The sequence below is a fragment of the Moorena sp. SIO4A5 genome (assembly GCF_010672005.1).
Taxonomy (GTDB): domain Bacteria; phylum Cyanobacteriota; class Cyanobacteriia; order Cyanobacteriales; family Coleofasciculaceae; genus Moorena.
Genome location: NZ_JAAHHZ010000028.1, coordinates 1 through 21,029 on the forward strand (window position 1 = coordinate 1; position 21,029 = coordinate 21,029).

Sequence of the window (21,029 nt, forward strand, 5' to 3'; positions counted from 1 at the left end):
ACTTAGAGGTAGTTAAGCTGCTCTCTGAAGTGATTAAAGATATGGCAGAGGGAGAAATCCAACAAGGACTGAGTCGATTTGACACCACGACAACTATAGAAGGCTACTTGGCAAAGACTTATAACAAAACAGCTTCACTGATGGCTAATAGTGCTAAAGCAGCAGGATGCCTAAGTGGTGTTTCAGATCAGGTAGCCGACAATTTATATCACTATGGACGTAATTTGGGGTTGGCGTTTCAGATTGTAGATGATATTCTAGACTTTACAGCTTCCACAGATGTGTTAGGTAAGCCCGCAGGGTCAGATTTAGTTAGTGGAAACCTCACAGCACCAGTTTTATTTGCCCTCGAAGAAAAACCCTACCTAGAGGTGCTCATAGAGCGAGAGTTTGCCCAGCCGGAGGATAAAGAACAAGCCTTGGCACTGGTCAGGGATAGTAAAGGAATTAAGCGATCGCGGGAAATGGCTGCCAAATATGCTAAGGCAGCAGTTAAGAATATATCAGTGTTGAAACCCTCAGAATCGAAGCAAGCTCTGATTGATCTGAGCGACTATGTCTTGAGTCGCTTATACTAGAACCTTGGGTATACTAGAACCTTGGGGATTGTACTCTAAGCATGGCTTGGCATAGGTAATCGGTAATGGATAATCGGTAATGGCTCAGGAGTAATGACAATTACCAATTATCTTTTTCCTGAATACTAATGCTGAAAATACTGATGCTGTGTAGGTACGCACTTTTAGTGCTGAAGTCCAGATAAACCTGATTTATGCAATCAGTAACAATCACTAAGATAGCGCACGATCGCACTGGTGTTCCCCCGATTACACTACCACTGGCTCCACCTTATAGGCAATACCGTCCCCCTGTGTAGCTTTTGCGAACGCGCCCCGCGTGGCCATTCGCGCAGCGTGGCCCAAAGGCCAAGGCCAATCCCATGGCATTACAGTTGCGAACGCGCCCCGCGTGGCCATTCGCGCAGCGTGGCCCAAAGGCCAAGGCCAATCCCATGATGGTTGATTGATAGTCAACTTAACCTTGACTTGATAACTCGGCACCATTACTGGATGCAAGATTGGCTTGTTTCACCTCATCTATCGCTTTTCGTCGTGCTTCGATAATTTGACCGATTTCACGGGCGAGACTTGGTGTGCTTTCTATCATCTGATTAACCAGATCTGAATAAAGCGCAATAGTTTGTAAATCTTCCACAACGGTAACGGATACGGAGCTTGGTTTGCCGCTAAACAGTGCCATTTCCCCAAAAAACTCACCACTTGACAGAGTCATCATCTCCTGTTGTTCACCATAACTATCTTTGACGGTGATTACAGCTTTCCCAGCAATAATAATGTACAAAGCATGACCAGGATCCCCTTGACGAATCACTGTTTCTCCCACACCGAAATGTTGTAGGACTGCTCCTTTCGAGAAATTCTCCAAGTTCTTTTGCTGTTTAGCTACAGGAACAAAGACAGGTATTGACTTCAGGCTCTCGGTAAACTTCGTCAAAGTGCTATCTGCCTGATTAGGTTCACTATCGAGTTTACGGAGTCTATAGATCGGAATGGTAGGTCCAAGATTGTTGCGTTGGGCTGCATACCAGATACGGGTCATCAACTGTTCACGGATTTTGGGGGCATCCTGATAGTCTTCGATACAAAACCTAACCTCATAGTTACCGCGATAGTCGTTATATTCCATGGTGCGGATCTCTGGGGAAGGATCACTCAATATCCCTTCTGTGGCCAGTGCTGTTTCTTTTAGTACTTGCTTAATTAGGTTGGGTGGATCATCACTGTCGAAGTCAATCCTAAAGGTTTCTACATGAATCCGTTTCGGTTTGCTGTAATTGAGGACTATTTCTCCCCCAAGTACCCGATGGGGAATAATAATCATGTCCCCTGTGCGGGTTAACAGGTGAACAGCTCGCCAATTCATATCAATGACCTGACCAACTTTGTCTCCCATCTGCAACCAATCACCGACTTCAAAGGGACGAGCGAACAGTAGGGTAATGCCAGAAAAGATGCTGCCCAGAGAGTCCTGAAGTGCCAAGCCGATAACAATAGAACCCACACCCAAGGCAGTAGCTAGACCAGCGAGGTCGGCTCCCCACACTCTCGATAGCACAATGGCACCACCAAGGGCTACCAAAAAAAATCTTGACAAATCTAGGAGTAGTTTTGGGATCCGTCCTCGCCATGTATTTTCCCCAGCGGCTTCAAACAAAACCGAATTGATTAGAGACAGAGAGGCGTCTATAACAAAGAACCACACCAGGGTCTCGACAAGCTTGACAAGATTGTTATCCAGGTCTAACTCAAGCACATTCTGGATAAATAGCAGGAATACTAAGACCGGTAGGACACGGTTACGAACTAGAAAGAGTGTAGCTGCTAGAGGCTGACCGCGTCTTTGTAAACGATGAGTAATTTCTGTGAGAATAATTACCAGGAACGGAAACCCTATCCCTAAGGCTATTGCCCAGATAAACCAATCGTTTTCCCATATTACTTTGCTCATCAAAACAATCTCCTTGTCCCGTTCTTTTACGATCCCTTGAACAAGAGGGTTAACCCTCTAAAAAAGTTTTCATCCCCCACGGGATAATGCTCGCGCGGTGGTTTTTAATTTCGTGTATTATGCTAATCTTAAAAGAATGCAATCACGTATAGTTTGGTCAGTTACCAATTCCCCATTACCCTTGGGTCTTTAATAATTGGAAAAAACTGGGCAAAGCCGATGTCTACACTGTTGAAGCTACTAATTCCTGTGCAGTTCTTAACAACCAAGCTTTCGGCTGATTTTTACCATTAGTTGTGATGTCCTCAGCCTGCTCAAAGTCGTAAATATCATGGAGACTGTTGTAGACATTTTGAGACACTAATATAGCTCCCCGTGGGCAGTCAAACATTAGCTTATTGGCAACATTTACTGTATCGCCCCAAACGTCGTATACAACTTTTTCTCGACCTACAATGCCAGCAACAATATCTCCGGAATGGATACCGATTTCAAGGTCTATATCAAATCCTCGCTCATGACTGAATCGGTGGGTCAATGCTAGTATTTCTAAGCCAAAATCTACTGCCCGTTTTTGATGGTCTAGATGTAAGATTGATAATCCACAGACTGCCATGTAATTGTCCCCAATGGTTTTAATCTTCTCTATTCCGTATTTGGCGGTGGCTTGATCGAACAGACTTACTATATCATTAAGAATGGCAATGATTTCATGGGTATCCATAGACCTAGAGAGCTTGCAGAATCCAGCAATGTCGCAGAACAAAACCGTAACATTGGAAACACTATCAGCAATGTTTGTCTCTCCCCGTTTCAGACGTTTGGCTACGGAGTCTGGAAATACACTTGTCAGTAACTTTTCATTTTCGCGATTTTTCTCCTCGACCAGTTTAGTTTGAGTGCGTAAGCTGCCAACCATTTGATTAAATGACTCAGCTAACTCCCCAAATTCGTCTTCCGAGTCTAGATTCACAACCGCATCAACTTGTCCATCCCTGACTTTTCGGGCGCTAGCAATTAAAGTTCTTACTGGTTGGACAAACACATGGGCGAGCCCCATAGCAACTAGGGTGATCAGCAGTATGAGCAAAGCAGCTGAAACCAAAACTCTCTTTTGAAAAGCGTAAACTGGGGCATAGGCTTCGGTAAGAGCCATCTGGGAGACGATCACCCACTCCAATCCGTCGATGTTTAAGGGAGCGTAGGAACTCAAAACTTCAATACCCCGATAATCATCCATAATCTGGGTGCCTTCTTGCCCAGCTAAGGCTGCTTTTACAGCTTCTGTCTTGACTGGCTGTTGAAGAATTGATGTACCGAACTGCTCGATTCGCTTCAGGATCTGTTCCTTTACACCATGTTCTCGCAAGTCTTTACTATATTTTGTCGGGTCTTGAATTAGGAAACGGGAAACTGATCGCATCAGATAATCTTCTCCGACTAGATAGATCTCTCCTGTATCCCCCAGACCATTACTCTTCCATTTACGGTAACCTGTCATGACATTGTTAATCTGATTAACCGGAAGCTGGAATGCCAAAACACCTATAAATTGGGAGCCGTCATAGATGGGAGCAGCAATAAATGCTACTGGGGCTCCAAAAGAAGGACGGTAGGAATCAAAATCAAAGATCTGCACATAATCCTTTCCCTTGGCTTTTCGGAGGTCGCCTAAGGCGAAAGCCAAGTTACTATCACTGTATGGTCCAGTAGTGAGACTGGTGCCAAAGTCAGTTTCTTTAAAAACTGAGTAGACAATCTCACCGGTTTTAGGATCAATCAGCAACATATCCCGGTAACCAAACTTTTCAACAATATTGCGTAAAATCGGGTGGTAGCGGGCGTGAATACTACTGTACTCACTTTTGTCTTCTGGATCATCGAGGAGATGTTTCTCCCCAGCTGGGTTGGGGTTAGTAGCGATGTAATAGTACTGGAGGTAACGAGCCGCAGAGGTTTCTGGTAAGTAAGATTCTAATACAGGTTTGCCGTCACTAGTTTCCGCTAGTTTGGTCAAAAATTCCTTACGGTAGTATTTCTTGAGGGTGTCCTCTAAATTAGTTGGTGTATCATTTGGTGTCCTAGATTGCTGCAGTTGGTTGTAGGCTGTCTTAAATTCCTGCATCGCCTCGACCACCATTAAGTTTTCACTTAGGGTCTGGGTTTGATAACGAATATCTTCAAAGTATGATTCTATTTGATCTGCTTTGGAAGCTCGTAGACTGGTTAACTGGTTTGATACTGTTTTGCTCAGATGAGACTGACCACTCCGATAACCGATATAAGCAGTCACGAACAGCGAGCAAGTGCTCAGAGCCAGCAACATAAATATAAGTTTTGACCTGATACTGAAATTGTTGAGAAATCCCATGAACAGCCTTCCTAAACCCGAATTGTGAATGGTGATACGTGTTACCTTGTGTTATCGTCAATTGCCTCACTCCACACCTGAGAGGCTATGGAATTTGATCTACTTTCTTCCTGCTCAGGAGTAGGTAAAGACTTCGATAACAAAACCCTTAGAATGTACGCAGTTGGAATCTTGGGTTGATATTAAGCTATGAATGGATATTATCTATGGGGGGTTAAACCCCGTAAACTGGCGATAATTGACCATAAATTGAATAGGACTTACGCAAAACTGGCCTCTAAACGCGCTTATGGTGTAGCGTTATTAACGCACCCTACAGGGATATAATGCTTTAGTTTATTTATACGTAATAACTTCAGTTGAAAAAAGTTCGCGGCAAGCACCAGCGAACTCTCGGTCAACTAAGTATTTTTACTCGGATTATATTAGAGAATTTGCGATCGCCTTTGGCGCGGCTTCGCCGATCGCACTCGATAGTTCTTTTGTGCTACAAAATGAAGTGCGGAAAGTGGGTTTATATCAGGATCAGCAATAGCTGACTATTGGATATCCACGATCAATTTGGTCAGCTCAATGCTTACTATGGAGTCATTTTCAAATGCAATTTTGGATCTTGTGCTGCCCAACCCCCAGGGGAATTCAAACGAACCTCAAAATGTAGATGGGGTTGGTCAATGTCAGGATTTCCCGTAGTTCCCACTGTCCCTAATAACTGTCCAACATTAATCTGCTGACCTGGACTGACAGTAGTACGGTTTAAGTGAGCATAGCGGGTTTGGCGTCCTCCCTCATGATTAATCACCACCAAATTGCCATAAGTATCTTGTGATCCAGCATAGGCAACGATACCGCTATCACTGGCAAAAACCTGAGTACCTTCCTGTGCCAGTAAATCTACACCAGCGTGAAACTTCTTTTCATCCTCACCAGCATCTTGCCGCCAGCCGTAATCCAGTCCTATCCGTGCCACAGTTGGTAAGGGATAATTAGTCAATCCAGTGTAGTTATCTACAGTCTGAGTTTCCCCTGTTGTTGTGGGAATACTTCTGTTAAGGGAATTCAACCCTGGGATAAAGGCTTGCTTAGAGGGTTTTTGACAACCATTTAACTCAAATAAAACGGCAGCACGGACACCGTAGGCGTCGGCTAAGTCTTGCCAAGTGGCATTCAATGGCACATTCACCAAGATGCCATTGAATGGCGGAATCAGAATCTCTTGACCCACTGGCATTGACTGCCGGTTTAAGGCTGGATTGAATCGAAGTAGTGTAGCCTCCTCAAGGTTGTATTGGTTGGCAATACTCTCGACGGTTTCACCTGCAACCACTTGGTGGCGAGTTAAGCGGGAGAGCACTGGCGGTGGACAGATATCCTGTATTGTTGTGTTTTGAGTTACTGTGTTTTGTGACTGTTGTACTGTTTGTACTGTCAGGGTTGTTCGCGTAGCGTGGCCTTTTGGCCAAGGTTGCAGGTTGCCTGGTTGAAGTGTGGAATTTGTGAAATTTAACTGGCTTTGCGTTCGCTGAAAGCGGGACGAAGTCCATCGCCAACCATCATCTACAGATAAAGAACCAGGATAGGAATCAGTTGTTCCCAAGTTTGAAGTAGCAACAGTTGGGGTCACTAGCCAAAAAATTGTGGAAACAATTGGGAGCCAGCGCACTAGATTCATTGTTAATGATTGAGTCATAGATCAAGACTAGGGCAGAGGTAAACGGTTTCAACTTTTAGACTTCAACCAAACAACCTAGCTTTCGGGAATGGCTATGGTTTGAACTTTCCCGGAAGGACTTTCCTCAACCCTCTAAAAGATTAAACCTTCAACTATTAAACCTTCAACTATTAAACCTTCACAGCACTCTTAAAATGCTAGGAATACTATCCACTGCCTCTAGAGTCTGAATTTCATCTAGAGCCTGTCGGAAGTTCCCTTCACGCACATCATGAGTGACGACCACAATCTCTGCTAAGTTTCCTTGGAAACCAATTTGCACCACAGATTCTAAACTGACATGATGTTTGCCAAAACTGGTGCCTAAATGCCCAATTACACCAGGATGGTCTTGACTAAGGAACCGCGCATAAAAGCGGGTGACCAGGTCTGAAATAGGAGCAACAGTACAATAGTGCTGATGAGCACAACTAAGTAGAGGATGTAGTTGCTTGGCTTCCCGATCGCTTTTGAGGACAGCAGCAATGTTTAAGATATCCGACACTACCGCACTGGCTGTCGGACCAGAACCTGCACCAGGACCAGAGAAAATCACTTGTCCAATCGGTTCGCCTTCTACCACAATCCCGTTGTAAACATCATTGATACTGGCAAGGGGGTGAGTTTTGGAAACAAGGGTAGGATGTACCCTCAGCTGAATAGTTTCAGACTTTGGGTTATCTCCAGTTGCCATGGGGTCTCGCTTGGCTACAGCTAAGAGTTTAATTACAAACCCCAGTTTCTCAGCATAACCAATATCTGCTGCACTGATCTGACGAATCCCTTCACAGTGGACATCAGATAACTTAATCCGTCCTGCAAAAGCAATAGAAGCTAAAATAGCAATCTTGTCAGCGGCATCTAATCCATCCACATCAGCAGTAGGGTCAGCCTCAGCATATCCCAACCGTTGGGCATCAGCCAGAATATCGCCAAATTCTCCCCCTTCCCGTTGCATCCGGGTCAGGATGTAATTGGTAGTACCATTAACAATGCCAGTAATACTGTGAATACGGTTCACTCCCAATGCCTGTTTGAGGGGTTGAATTACTGGGATACCCCCCCCAACGGCTGCTTCTAACATGACGTAGACTCCAGCCTCTTCCGCCGCCGCAAAAATTTCATCCCCATAGCGGGAAATAACGGCTTTATTGGCAGTGACAATATGTTTACCTTCGGCAATCGCCTTGAGCATAAGCGATCGCGCTGGTTCTAATCCTCCCAGTAGCTCTACTACAATATCTATCTCTGGGTTGGTGACAATTTCTTCTAGGTCGGTTGTCATCAACTCCAGTGGTAGTTGCACTTCTCTGGGCTTATCAAGCGATCGCACTCCCACCTTGGCAATTTCTATCCCTTGCAGTAGTGGGTTACGTCCAGCTGTGTCGAGTAAAATCTTTGCTGTTCCTGTACCAACCGTCCCTAATCCTAATAAAGCAATCTTAAAAACCACAGTATTTATCCTGAATCTATTGCTTGCCAAACATGCGTTCGCTGAAAGCGGGACGCAGTCCATCGCTTAAAGCGTGCAGATCGCGAATCTTTTTATTTTCTAGCCTACTTTGCGGTTGTTCGCGTAGCGTGGCCTTTTGGCCAAGGTTAATCCGTTGAAGGTTAAAGGTTGTTTCCTGCAACCTGCCAACCGGGTAACCTGACAACCGGCTAACCCAGGTATAATGGTTTCAGGGTATTTATTTATTTATTTTTATTCAAACTGGTGTTATTTATTTTTTTAGTGGATAAAGGTTTCATAATTTAGATGCATTTGCCCTACCTTTATAGGTCAACAAACTAGATTCAAATTCCTTTTGTTTGAGGATCACATCTTTGGTAAACTGTTGTGTATTAAAAATACATAACAGCTTAACTGCTTACCTCACCATTGCCATTGGCATCTTTGCCGATATCCCAGCAGATTAGGTTTTGTTGGGTGCATCTCAATGGATGAAATTAAGCAAAAATTCGCGCGAGAATTCCCACAATCCCCACAATCCCCACACTTCCCACACTTTCCACACTTCCCTTTTTTTTGGAAATATGAGATACACCCGGTTTTGTTGACCTCTTTAATCTCCTCTGTGCTTGAGGCTCAAGCTGATTTCTTGTCCCGTCTTACTTCCTAGAAGACGGGGATAGCCGCGTTCGGGTTATTATTTATTTTGGTTAACTCTTACTTTACTAAACACTTAATATAATAAATGACCTCAACTCCATCAATCAAAGATAATAATCGCGTCTCCCTGACCGATATAGACATGCCTCCGACGCTGTTACTCGGACCAGGGCCATCTAATGCCCATCCCTCCATATTAACAGCCTTGGGACTGCCCCCAGTTGGTCACCTGGATCCCCGTTTCATCGCACTGATGAACGAAGTGCAAACCTTACTCCGCTACGCTTGGCAAACTGATAACCCGATGACCATTCCCATGAGTGGGACAGGTAGTGCGGCCATGGAAGCTACTCTAGCCAATGCAGTAGAACCAGGTGATGTGGTTTTAGTTGGGGTTAAGGGTTACTTTGGACACCGACTCGTGGATATGGCTGGTCGTTATGGTGCTGATGTCCGTAAACTAATCAAGCCTTGGGGGCAAGTCTTTACCCTTGATGAACTCCGAGAAGGCTTGGAAACCCATCGTCCTGCTGTCTTGGCTTTGGTTCATGCTGAAACTTCAACCGGTGCCCGTCAGCCTCTGGAGGGTGTGGCTGAGTTGTGCCGAAATTTCAATTGCTTGCTGCTGGTTGACACAGTCACCAGTTTAGGTGGGGTGCCACTGTTTATTGATGAATGGGGGATTGATCTGGCCTATAGTTGCTCCCAAAAAGGGCTTAGCTGTCCACCAGGCATTTCCCCTTTCACTATGGGAGCTCGTGCCCTCGAAAAACTCAACCAGCGTCGTACCCAAGTCGCTAATTGGTATTTGGATGTATCAATGTTGAGCAAATATTGGGGTGACGAGCGCACCTACCACCACACAGCTCCAATTAATATGAATTATGCCTTGCGCGAAGCGTTGCGATTGGTTGCTCAAGAAGGACTAACCGGTTGTTGGGAAAGGCATCAAACTAATGCTGAATTGCTTTGGGAAGGTTTGGCTGATTTGGGTCTAGAATGTCACGTGGAGCAAGAATTTCGTTTGCCTACCCTGACTACGATTCGGATACCAGAGGGGGTCGATGGCAAGGCAGTTACCCGCAAACTGCTGGATGATTACAACATGGAAATTGGTGGCGGCTTGGGTGAATTAGCAGGTAAAGTCTGGCGCATTGGTTTAATGGGTTATAACTCTCGGCGAGAAAATGTGGAGCAAGTTTTGAGTGCTTTAAAGGAGGTTTTAGGGGATTCTAAATAAAACATAATGGCAAGGGATTGGTAAGCGATGCAGCGCGGTCTTGGGGAGGCAGCGCGGTCTTGGGGGTCTCCCCCATGAGCGACTGCCGTGGTTCCCCCCACTCGCGCTTTGCATCAAGAAGGGATGTAACAGATGGGGTGCATCTTGTTTGTTCAGAAATCTGTTCATTAGCTGATAGCTGACTGCTGATAGCTGAATCATTACCCTTGCCAAGGGGAAAAATACCACAAAGGGTGAAATGTTAAAAATTTCATAAAAACGAGAGCAAGAGGATAAAATTTTGCTCGGATGATGGAGTTTAATCATTCATCAATTTAAAAATAGGTCAATAGTCAAAAAGTCTAGTTTTTTTGACTATTTACTCGTCAAATCATTCTGAAAAAGGATTTAGGATTTTTATTCAGCATCTGTTGAGCATCAATTTATGAAAAATGCTATATTTAAAGATTAAAGATTTGATAGTAACGAGTTAAAGCAACTCAAAATGATCTATGCTATACAGGTTCAGAAATAGTTAAAGGAGAATTGATAATTGTCTCGTCGCTATTTATTTACGTCTGAATCGGTTACCGAAGGTCATCCTGACAAAGTCTGTGATCAGATTTCTGACACTATCCTAGATGCTATGCTCGCTCAAGATCACCAAAGCCGTGTTGCGGCAGAAGTGGTCGTTAACACCGGTTTGGTATTGATTACTGGTGAAATTACCTCCCAAGCCCAGGTCAATTTGATTGATTTGGCGCGGAAGAAAATTGCTGAAATCGGTTACACTGATGCCGACAATGGTTTCTCTGCCAACAGTTGCTCTGTTTTAGTTGCTCTTGATGAACAATCTCCTGATATTTCCCAAGGGGTGACTACTGCCCAGGAAAGTCGGCAGGAAATGAGTGACGATGAACTAGATGCCATTGGTGCAGGGGACCAAGGTCTGATGTTTGGCTTTGCCTGCAACGAAACCCCAGAACTGATGCCCATGCCCATCAGCCTGGCTCATCGGGTTTCTCGCCGTCTGGCAGCTGTACGTAAAACTGGTGATTTATCTTACCTGCGTCCTGATGGCAAAACCCAAGTCAGTGTGGTTTATGAAGATGGCAAGCCGGTTGGGATTGATACGATTCTGGTTTCCACCCAACACGATGCCACTATTGGTGATATTACCGATGAGGCAGCTGTCCAGGCAAAAATTAAAGATGACTTGTGGTCAGCAGTGGTGGAACCCTGTTTCCAAGATATCGAGATTAAGCCGGATAACAACACACGCTTCCTGGTGAACCCCACAGGGAAATTTGTAGTTGGTGGTCCCCAAGGTGATGCAGGTTTAACTGGTCGCAAAATTATTGTAGACACCTATGGCGGTTACTCACGCCATGGTGGTGGTGCTTTCTCTGGCAAAGACCCCACTAAGGTAGACCGTTCCGCTGCCTATGCCTGTCGCTATGCAGCTAAGAACATTGTGGCAGCAGGTTTAGCAGACAAATGCGAAGTCCAGCTGAGTTACGCGATTGGGGTGGCTAGACCCGTGAGTATCCTTGTAGAAACCTTTGGCACTGGTAAGGTGGACGAGGAGATTTTGCTGGAATTGGTCAACAAGCATTTTGAACTGCGTCCTGCTGGAATTATCCAAACTTTCAATCTGCGCCGATTACCCGCAGAACGGGGTGGTCGTTTCTATCAAGACACAGCAGCTTATGGTCATTTCGGGCGTAGCGATTTGATTTTGCCTTGGGAAGAAACTGATAAAGCAGAAATCCTTAAGGAAGCTGCTGGTAAATCTGGTGCTATATCGATGGCATAAACTACGACTTGGTTAATTTACTTTTGAGGGTTAATTCAAGGTGTTAAGTGTTAGGCATTAGGCTTTAGGGATGAGTTAAAGCCTAATGCCTAGTGCTATTAAGCTATCAGCTATCAGCTATCAGCTATCAGCTATCAGGTATCAGTTATCAGGTATCAGTTATCAGGTATCAGCTTATGGGTTACCTCACAGCGTCGAAGCCTGTGCCACGGTACTTGAGCTGCTTTTGAATAAAACCGGTAAGCATTCGTTTAATCTCTGTTACGTCTGCTGAAAGCTGACCACTGACCACTGACCACTGACCACTGACCGCTGACCGCTGACCGCTGAATGCTTACCTAATACCTAATAGCGTCTTTACGGCTTTTGCTGATTATCTCCCTTCTTAGTTTCAGCAGCTTTACTGGGTTGAAACTGTTTTTTCAACTGAACAAAAAGTTTAAAGCGGGTACGATTGGGGTCGATTGTAGCAACCGTTAAGCCGATGGTATTAATTGCCTTTGCTAAGATTTCTTGCTGGCTTGATAGTTGGGCGAGATTGAGATTACTGCTGTTGAGGGTACGCTCAACATCAAGGAAAAATTGACCAGTGTTGGGATTAGGTTTGGTTGGTACGGTGTTTTGAAACAGAGGTGCTTGAAGTAGTGTCTTTTGGGGTTGAGGGACCAGTTCACTAGCAATGGGGGCTCCTAGGGTGAAGAAGACTACATTCCCTTCTAACCAGCCGTGGGTAGCATTCACCCCTCCTAAAGTAGCTGTCCAGGTCACCATTGGTTGACCGTTCACCTGAGTTTCTACCACCGGTAACTGATAACTATTAGTGATTAAGTCATCCAATTGCTGTAGGGTTGCTTGAGCACGAGAGCGATCGCTTACTTTTACCATCAATGCTATCCCAGCTCCTAAGGGAGCAGAGTAAGGGTTATCCTGAAGCGCCAGTTGTTCGGGAGACATTGGTATTAAGGCTAGGGCAAACTCCCCTTCCATCCAAGACAGTAAATCCTTTTCCCAATCCAACCCTAAGGTGGTTTTCAATCCAGCTTGGAAATTGTCTGGGGAAATGGGGATTAGAGAATTTAATGCTCCTTGTTCGGTATAGTATTGCCAAAATTGTCTGATGTTACCCCCAGATATAATGGCTAGGGTACTCGCTGGCATCCGTCTAGGCAAAAAAGAACCGCTATTTTGGTTACTGACCTTAACAGCGCTTCTGGGTTTGAGCGAGGAAATCCCTTCAAAACTTATCCCCTTTGGTGCTAGGGTTACTGTTGTGACTATGTCTTGCTTTAAGGGTTTAGCTGCTGTTGTTTCAGGCTGCTCCTGGGAATCAGTGGCTACTGCGGCTAAAAAAGCTGGTAGATTAATATACAACTGAGCAAAGGACTGATCAGTTTTAATCTGAGCGATCGCATCTTGGTAACCAGCTTTACTAGCTACCGAGATAGCTCCTTTGTAGGTGTCAATCACCTGATCAATAATTTTGGGGTTTTCACTCACCACTAGAAAACGCCCCAGCACTGCTACTGAGTACTTTTGGGAGTTACTCTTGTTCGTTTCGTAAACCTGAATACCTCTGTAGGTTCTCTCAACCCACTGTTTCCCTGATTGAGACTTGGCTTTTTTGAACAGCTCCATTGCTTGGGTTACTTTGTCAATGGGTAGTACAATCAAACTGGGAAAAACTGATTGATCGTTTGATAAGACTGCTGGTGATAACTCTCTAGGGCTAAAGTATGCTAAGGTAACGTCTTGACCCAACCAAGGTTTGATATCTTCCTGATAGTTGTAGCCGTTAGCAGTTAGTAAATTTTCCTGCAACTGAGCAAGCTGTTTTTCCAAAACTTGTCGAGATTCAGTTGTGCCATAGTTTAGCAACTGCTGCCATTGTTTGGAATCTGTAGAAATTGATGCAGTAAAGAAGGCATTTTGCGGAACTAACTGGGTACTTACCTGAATATTTGGTTGGAAAATCTGCCGCCGCACTAGCAACCAGTAAGCGGTTACTCCACCGCCTACTACCAAGACGGCTGCTGCAAAAATTAGCAGTAGAGAAGATTTCTTTTTTTTTGTCATGGATTTGATTGCTAGGGACATCAATATAAGGGCTTATATCTCTGTGTGACCGTTGAATCTGATTAAAATTGGTTGTTCGTAAATTAATAATTAATAATTAATAATTATCAATTACCAATTATTAATTAACAGGTATGGTATCAACCAGATTAGAAGTGATTAACTGGACTTGATCTTAGCTGTAGATCGTATCTCGTTGCTGATAGGGACGCCCAAGGGATTGAATGGCTGCTTGTAATGTTTCTACTTCCATACAGGTACCCCCCATAGCTCCGGCCATGGTGGTGATATGCTCCTCCATTAATGTGCCACCAATATCATTACAACCCCATTTAAGGGCATCTGTCGCCCCAGCAAGACCAAGTTTTACCCAACTGGGTTGGTGATTTTTAATCCAGTTCCCTAGGAAAATCCGAGCTACAGCTGTGAGTAACAGAGCATCTTTCAAGACTGGTTGATCCCGTCCAACACGATGACGTAATGGTTTGGGAGCTTCCTGTCCGACAAAGGGCAGTAAGATAAATTCAGTGATTAAGCCAGGGTATCCCTGGTTACGGGCTGTTTGTTGAAGCGATCGCAATTTTTCCAAGTGTGCCATTTGTTGTTGGGGTGTCTCAATATGACCCGAGAGCATGGTACTGGTTGTGGGCATTCCCAGTTGATGAGCTGTTGACACAATCTCTAGCCAAGTGGCGGTATTGGTCTTTTCCGGACAGAGAATACGTCGGACATCATCATCTAAAATCTCGGCTGCTGTTCCTGGCATTGAACCAACCCCAGCCTCTTGTAGTTGAGCAATCACCTGGGCATAGCTAAGTCCATCTTGGTCAGCAATAAATTGCACTTCCTGGGGAGAGAAAGCATGGAGATGCAGCTGAGGAAAGTCTTGCTTAATGGTTTTTACCAACTCTAGGTAATAGGGCAAGGTTGACCCATTCATCTTTGCCTTGGGGTTGAGTCCGCCCTGCATGCAAATTTCTGTAGCATTCCGCCGCACCGCATCCCCTGCTTTTTGATGAATTTGCTGCCAATCGAGCCAATAAGCACCCTCGTCAGAGGCATCCCGCCGAAAAGCACAGAAACTACAGTGCTGGGTACAGATATTTGTAAAGTTGATATTACGGTTGATAACATAGGTAACGGTATCCCCGACTTGTCTATAGCGCAACCGATCCGCAGTTTCTTGAATTGACGCTACGGCCTGAGGTTCAGTTTGCTTCAAAAGCACAACCCCTTCATCGGGTGATATATCAATACCCCCTAAGGCACGGTTGAGAATAGTATCAACACTAGTGGTAATCACAGGCATATTCAGTAAACCTACACTCAGTAAATCTACAATGATCGCAGTGATCGCAGTTGAACATCTCCATGGTGTAGCCGGAAGGTGAAAATAACTTAGGGGCTAAAACCCCCTGATTCGATATATTTTGTCTGTCATCTATATGAAGCTCCACCACCTGGCAAGCCGTTCGCGTAGCGTCGGGCTTCGCCCGAGGTGGTGGTGTCCTATGCTAACTTAGGATTACCGCTAACCCACAAGTCACACAGGCAGACCCAGCTTCTAGGTGGTCGTCCAGATCTTTTGCTGGAACGACCCTCGTTGTCATTTCTGCAAACGAGCTTAAACACACCTCTAGCACCGATATTGTAAGCGCCATTTAAATCTGCATTAAAGCGTTTACCTGAGGTGAAGGTTGCTAAAGAGTATTTTTTTGAATTCCTCTTGACCACGCCGGAACCATCATAGGCCAACTTTGAAGTATAAGCTGCCACAACTTCTACAACTCTTCCGCCTAATTCCGCCCATTTCATTTCGGTGAAATCTCGGATTTTAGATTTGAGCCATCCATGGAATTTTTGCCGCAGGTTCGATCGCTTTTTGCCACCCTTTGGCCTCCAGCCTTTAAGATTCTCAAACACTATAGCTGAAGAATTGAACTTTTTGGCAATCTCGACAATCCGCTTTGAAACAATATGGCCGATCTGATGATTGATTCTTCGGCATTTATCGTAGGTTTTAGAGCAGAAACCTTTATGGAGTTTCCCGCCTTTACCCATGGTCAATGATGCCCGTGTAGATACGGACTTTAGTCTTTTATCTCGGCGGTCTATGTCTCTTCCAGGATGAACGAATTCAGCATGGATTACAGTTCCGCTGTGAGTTACGACTGCTATTGTGGCTGTTGTGTTGATTCCTAGATCGACTGCTGTAACATTTGCCTCTGGTTTTATTTTTTCTGGCTTACAGGTAAATGGAACTGACAGGTAATACCCCCGATTGTTTATTACTAGAGAAGGAGACATCATCTTGTTAGATGCTACCAAGTGACGCTCTCTTAAACCGGTGATATGAACATCAGTCCAGATCCAATCAGAGCCATTAAAGACCTTAACTTCTACTGTATTGAAACCATGTAGTTTATAGCACTGCCCTTTGTAGAGGGATGGATAACAACCGGTACTTGCATTCAGTCTTGGAGGCTTGGCGTCCTTTCTTTTTCTACTTCCTGATTGCCAATCCCGATAACGAGTAACAAAACTACTAACCTGACCAGCGGAAAATGCGATTGCAGCCCGACGTAAGTAACTAGGGAATTTATAGAAGGTTTTATTGAATTGGGGATATTTGATATTAGGACGCTTAGCAGTCTTGTGCATCAATTTCTCAACGGCAGGGGTCAATTGATCTGCCGTTAAATCCCCAAGTTCCCCCCAGTGAGTATAGATGATGCCAACCAAGTACCGACAAGCACGACGGTAGACCTCGACCGTCTCACTAAGCAGTACACGCTGCTCGGTGGTCGGGTTGAGTCGTTACGGTCGATGGGGGCTATTGAACCCCGCACCTCCGCTTCAGAACCGTGCATGAAACTTTCGCCTCACACGGCTCCTAAGTATCTTTTTGGCTCCAGTGTAATTGTTGGTGGCAACTTTGGTGTACAGCCATCAGGTTGTTTTCCTTCCAGTTGTCATGATTTTCATCAATGTGGTGAAGGTGTACCTTTTCCTCATTAATAAATTTCAACCCGCAATGCCCACAGGAATGGTTTTGCCGTTTTAAAGCTTTTGCTGTAGCGTTATCATAGAGTTTGGAGTTCCTATTGCTCCAGTAAACCAGGTCTCCATCATATGGAGACTTGGTGCCTTTGACGTTTACGTGCTGATTTTGTTCATACCTTACTTCTGGAAAGGCTTTCTTGCATAGCTCTGTGGCCTTATGTCTGCTAATTTTCTTTTCCTTTCGGAACTTTCGATTTGCAGTTTTGGTCATGAACCAGAGACTATCTCGGGAACTGCTCATGTCACAGCTTTTGTGGTAATTCCTCCATCCACGCACGATTGGTGCTAGCTTTTTGGCTTTTACTTCGGCTCCATAATTCGAGTTATTGACCACGGTTTTAATCTTCTCACGTATGTTCCGGTGATTTTCCTCTGAGGGAATGCATCGGAATTTTCCGTTTTTCTGTACGCGGAACTTCCACCCCAGGAAGTCAAATCCGTCTGTCGTATTAGTTATCTTGGTCTTTTCTTCACTGATTTCCATCCTTCTTTCTGCGAGAAAGGTTTTAATTTTCTCTAGTACTTTTTCAGCGTTATCTTTTGGCTTGAGGATTATTACCATATCGTCAGCATATCTAATGCACCTATTTTTTGGATTTATTTCCTCGATTCCGTTAAGTGCTATGTTGGCGAGAAGTGGACTGACCACACCTCCTTGGGGCGTTCCTTGCTCCGGGAATTCTGGATTGATGCCTGCTTTTAGACATCTGAATATCCCTATCTTCAGACCCGCAGGAGCTAGCAATCTATCCATAATGGAGCTGTGGGATATGCGGTCAAAACACTTCTTTATATCCAGTTCGATTACTCTTTTATTAATGCCGTTTTTTCTTGAGTTCAGATTTTGGAATAGCATTTTTTGTGCGTCTTGGGCACTTCTGCCAGTCCTAAACCCATAGCTGTAGGCACTGAACGTTGCTTCATGAGCAGGTTCTAGAGTATATTTTGCTAGACATTGCCATGCTCTATCTTGGATTGTTGGTACTTTCAACATTCTCGTACTCCCGTTTTTCTTGGCTATGGGGATTTCCCTTAAGCCTTGATGCGTCCAATTTTCCGCACTGGAGCCTAGTTTTTCAAGTACCTGGAACCTTTCTTTGTAGTTTAAGGATGCTTTCCCGTCTACTCCGGCGGTTCTTTTTCCTTGATTGAGCTGTGTTACTTGTCGGACGGCCAAAAGTTGTGCTGAGCGGGATTTCATTATCAGTTTTTGAAGTGACCGAGCTTTCTTTAGGTCGCCAACTCGAACTGCTTTATAAACTCTTCTTTGTAGGCGGAATAAGTTTTTTTCGTGCTGTTTCCAGCGTTCACTCTTCCAGAGGTCACTATATCTATTTGATATGTGTCTACCCATGCTCTTCTCAGATTTGTTTATCTTGATACCCGTAGCCAGTTTTTCGACTACATCCTACCCGACAGTAGGGATTAAGTTTGGCATAACTTACTCAGGTTCGACTAATTCCTTAGACCTATTATTGCTGTCGTTTTTACTCGTTCCATCTGTTGGATTGTTTTGGCGATTTAGGGCAGTCCACTTTGCCTATCCTCTTCTCGGAGATTACAACTGTCAATGGAAAAACGTTGTGAGAATTAAAGGATAAAGTCTCGCATATTTGACAGATTGCGGCTTCCGACTTAGACACTTTTTCAGGACTTTCACTACTGTTACCCTTGTCGCCTCCCCATTAGCGGTAGTGTGGTTAATCTGCTTCGCCTCTAATTCCGCCCTGGTGCCAGCTTCACTCTACAAGTTGCCGCTTGTTCGGTGTGGCCAAGGTAGGGAGTCACTTGTTCTCCTCAAGGGGTGGGTTTTCACCACCATCCTACAGATAGTTAGGATTTCTGGGTTTTCCCCGCGAATCCCCCTAGTTTTACCCCTCCTGTTTCAGGAGGCTCTTCCTAGGAACGAGCCGCACTCCATTTATCGGTGCGGATAACTTTGGCTGGCGTTTTCATCTGTTTCTTTGCTACTCTATTTTTAGTAAATACGGCTATTCTAGATAGGTCAAGCACAAGGCAAAAGAAAACTCAAAAAAGGATGAGAGGAATCCCGGTTTATTATGATGAACTAAAAAAAAACACACCATAATGCTGACCGATACGGCATGGAATAGATTGCGAGCTTCTGCCAAAGAAACAAATATCAGCGTTGGAGAACTAATAGAGCGCTGGGCTAGAGATAACTGATTACTCCTTAACCCCCACCTGGCAAGCCGTTCGCGTAGCGTGGCCATAGGCCAGGTGGGGGAATGCGTCGTATCATTGTTCAATTCCATTGGCAAGTGTGCTCCTTTGCTGATTGAGGTTACTATTTTTGAAAACTTTCCTGAGAAGTCTCTGGTTTCAGCCCCTGTTGCTATTATTTTGGATTACTATTGGCAGTGTTTTACGCTTCACTAACCTCACCCTGAAGTCCCCCTGGACCGATGAATTTGCCACAATCGTGTTCAGCTTGGGCAATAGTTATCAAACCTTACCCCTAGACCAAGCCATTTCCCTATCTACCCTGTTACAACCACTGGCATTTAATCCAGAATCGGGAGCATCAGCAGTTATTCATCATTTATTTACTGAGGATCACCACCCTCCCCTATATTTTGTCCTGGCGAACTGGTGGATGAGGCTATTTTCCTTCGGTGTACAGGCGTTCGATGGAACATCGTTACAGCATAGCGACTTAGTAATTTGGGGGATGCGATCGCTTCCCGCCCTGTTCGGTATAGTATCAATTCCAGTAATCTATGGACTGAGCTGGGTAGGGTTTCGTTCCCGGTTAGTGGCTCAACTAGCAGCAGCAATTATGGCTGTGTCTCCCTACGGTGTCTTTCTAGCCCAGGAAGCCCGTCATTACACCTTAGCTATTTTGTGGGTAATGGCATCCCTGTGCTGCTTAGTTATTGCTGTACAACATCTTCAACGCCAGACTGTTCTACCGATTTGGATATCCCTGTCTTGGGTAGTGGTTAATTGTTTAGGTATAGCAACCCACTATTTTTTTCTCCTGACCCTGTGTGCTGAGGCCATGGTTTTGTTAGGACTTTGGGGATTAGCCAAACTTTCTCCTTCTCGACCCTATCCAATCCGGCGCATTGGTGCAGTTGCTGTAGGTAGTGCTATGGGAGGATTAGTTTGGTTACCGGTGTGGCTATCGAGTTACGATGCTCAGATGACTGAATGGATTATCAGTAGCACTGAAGGGAGTTGGGCTTGGAGCAAGCCAATTTTTCAAGCTTTCGCTGCTTGGATCACCATGTTATCGCTATTGCCGGTAGAGTCATCTTCCCTGATCGTGGTCATTGCTTCGGGTTTGGTGATGTTAGTGTTTCTAATCTGGTTGCTCCCGATTCTCTATCGCTATCTAAAAATACAACTAAATCACCCTCAGACTGGTTTGGTCACAGGGGTTTTAGGGAGTTTCTTGATTAGTGCGATCGCATTATTTTTTGGTATTACTTACTGCCTTGGTACTGACCTCACCCGTGGTGCTCGGTATAGTTTCGTTTACTTCCCTGCTGTGATTGTCTTAGTAGCAGCCGCCCTAGCCGTGAGTAACCCTCGCGCCTCAACCACAAATTCCACTGACAATAGTAGCCCTAGTAGACCAAAAACCATAGCGCTAGTTTTGATAATGGGGTTTTTGAGTAGTATTACCGTAGTCAGCAATCTAGGCTATCAAAAATACTATCGTCCAGATTTATTGGTACCCATAATTGAACAACAGTCATCAGTACCGATACTAATTGCTACTACTCACAACACCTTGGTACAGACTGGTGAAATGATGGGGCTGGCTTGGGAATTCCAACAGAAGGCTGATCAAAAACTATCCTCAGTTAATCCCCAATTTATATTGGCACATCAAGACCAAATTCAGTGCCAGCAGAGCAATTGTCCGGCTGCTCTCACTCTTAAACAAACTGTCGCTGATTTGTCAAGTACCCTAGATTTATGGTTGGTGAATTTTAACGCAACAGTTGAAGAGTTACCTAATTGTTCTGCTGAGAATTCTGTTAATAATTTAATATCCGTGGATGGTTACCAAGCTCAGGTTTATCACTGTCTTGATCCTCAGCTATCAGCTGTCAGCGATCAGCCGTCAGCTTATTTTATTCAATAGCTGATAACTGATAACTG

The 21,029-nt window shown here is 44.7% G+C and carries 14 protein-coding genes and 1 pseudogene; 4 read left to right on the plus strand and 11 right to left on the minus strand.

All coding sequences use genetic code 11. The features are described from left to right. The coding region (locus F6K57_RS10315) for a polyprenyl synthetase family protein (protein ID WP_293067154.1) at positions 1–578 on the plus strand (578 nt) is incomplete at its 5' end. A gap of 271 nt (positions 579–849) precedes the next feature. Here F6K57_RS10315 and F6K57_RS10320 read toward each other — a convergent pair. The 6 genes from F6K57_RS10320 to F6K57_RS10345 form a co-directional block, all read right to left on the minus strand. Next, the gene (locus F6K57_RS10320; protein WP_293017255.1) at positions 850–1,014 is read right to left on the minus strand and encodes a hypothetical protein; all 165 of its coding nucleotides are present in this window, start codon (positions 1,012–1,014) and stop codon (positions 850–852) included. A 21-nt stretch (positions 1,015–1,035) separates the two neighbouring features. Next, positions 1,036–2,529, minus strand: coding sequence for a cyclic nucleotide-binding domain-containing protein (locus F6K57_RS10325; RefSeq protein ID WP_293067157.1), 1,494 nt, complete (start codon positions 2,527–2,529; stop codon positions 1,036–1,038). A gap of 223 nt (positions 2,530–2,752) precedes the next feature. Next, complete coding sequence (locus F6K57_RS10330; protein WP_293067160.1) at positions 2,753–4,822, minus strand: adenylate/guanylate cyclase domain-containing protein; 2,070 nt, start codon at positions 4,820–4,822, stop codon at positions 2,753–2,755. A 658-nt stretch (positions 4,823–5,480) separates the two neighbouring features. Then, positions 5,481–6,572 (minus strand): M23 family metallopeptidase, encoded by a 1,092-nt coding sequence (locus F6K57_RS10335; protein ID WP_293067163.1) that lies wholly within the window; start codon positions 6,570–6,572, stop codon positions 5,481–5,483. A gap of 178 nt (positions 6,573–6,750) precedes the next feature. Beyond that, a complete protein-coding gene (locus F6K57_RS10340) occupies positions 6,751–8,064 on the minus strand; it encodes a homoserine dehydrogenase (RefSeq protein WP_293067166.1) in 1,314 nt (437 codons plus the stop codon). Between the two features lie 16 nt (positions 8,065–8,080). Continuing rightward, on the minus strand, positions 8,081–8,245 hold the full coding sequence (locus F6K57_RS10345) for a hypothetical protein (RefSeq protein WP_293067169.1): 165 nt from the start codon (positions 8,243–8,245) through the stop codon (positions 8,081–8,083). Positions 8,246–8,809: 564 nt separating this feature from the next. Here F6K57_RS10345 and F6K57_RS10350 point away from each other — a divergent pair. After that, positions 8,810–9,964 carry an alanine--glyoxylate aminotransferase family protein gene (locus F6K57_RS10350; protein WP_293067172.1) on the plus strand — a complete coding sequence of 385 codons (1,155 nt, stop codon included), beginning with the start codon at positions 8,810–8,812 and terminating at the stop codon, positions 9,962–9,964. Between the two features lie 532 nt (positions 9,965–10,496). Continuing rightward, entirely contained in the window at positions 10,497–11,759 is a 1,263-nt protein-coding gene (gene metK / locus F6K57_RS10355; RefSeq protein ID WP_293067175.1) for a methionine adenosyltransferase, read from the plus strand. A gap of 357 nt (positions 11,760–12,116) precedes the next feature. Here metK and F6K57_RS10360 read toward each other — a convergent pair whose 3' ends face one another. The 5 genes and pseudogenes from F6K57_RS10360 to F6K57_RS10380 form a co-directional block, all read right to left on the minus strand. Continuing rightward, positions 12,117–13,832 carry a DUF3352 domain-containing protein gene (locus F6K57_RS10360; protein ID WP_293067177.1) on the minus strand — a complete coding sequence of 572 codons (1,716 nt, stop codon included), beginning with the start codon at positions 13,830–13,832 and terminating at the stop codon, positions 12,117–12,119. 175 nt (positions 13,833–14,007) lie between these two features. Then, on the minus strand, positions 14,008–15,141 hold the full coding sequence (gene cofH, locus F6K57_RS10365; protein ID WP_293067180.1) for a 7,8-didemethyl-8-hydroxy-5-deazariboflavin synthase subunit CofH: 1,134 nt from the start codon (positions 15,139–15,141) through the stop codon (positions 14,008–14,010). Between the two features lie 200 nt (positions 15,142–15,341). Further along, positions 15,342–16,646 (minus strand): annotated as a pseudogene (locus F6K57_RS10370) (transposase); the annotation flags it as partial. Between the two features lie 79 nt (positions 16,647–16,725). After that, the gene (locus tag F6K57_RS10375; RefSeq protein ID WP_293030546.1) at positions 16,726–18,249 is read right to left on the minus strand and encodes a reverse transcriptase domain-containing protein; all 1,524 of its coding nucleotides are present in this window, start codon (positions 18,247–18,249) and stop codon (positions 16,726–16,728) included. Positions 18,250–18,886: 637 nt separating this feature from the next. Beyond that, positions 18,887–19,171, minus strand: coding sequence for a hypothetical protein (locus F6K57_RS10380; protein WP_293017245.1), 285 nt, complete (start codon positions 19,169–19,171; stop codon positions 18,887–18,889). A 38-nt stretch (positions 19,172–19,209) separates the two neighbouring features. On the opposite strand from F6K57_RS10380, the gene F6K57_RS10385 reads away from it, so the two are divergent. Next, positions 19,210–21,012, plus strand: coding sequence for a phospholipid carrier-dependent glycosyltransferase (locus F6K57_RS10385; protein WP_293067186.1), 1,803 nt, complete (start codon positions 19,210–19,212; stop codon positions 21,010–21,012). The last annotated feature ends 17 nt before the right edge of the window (positions 21,013–21,029 follow it).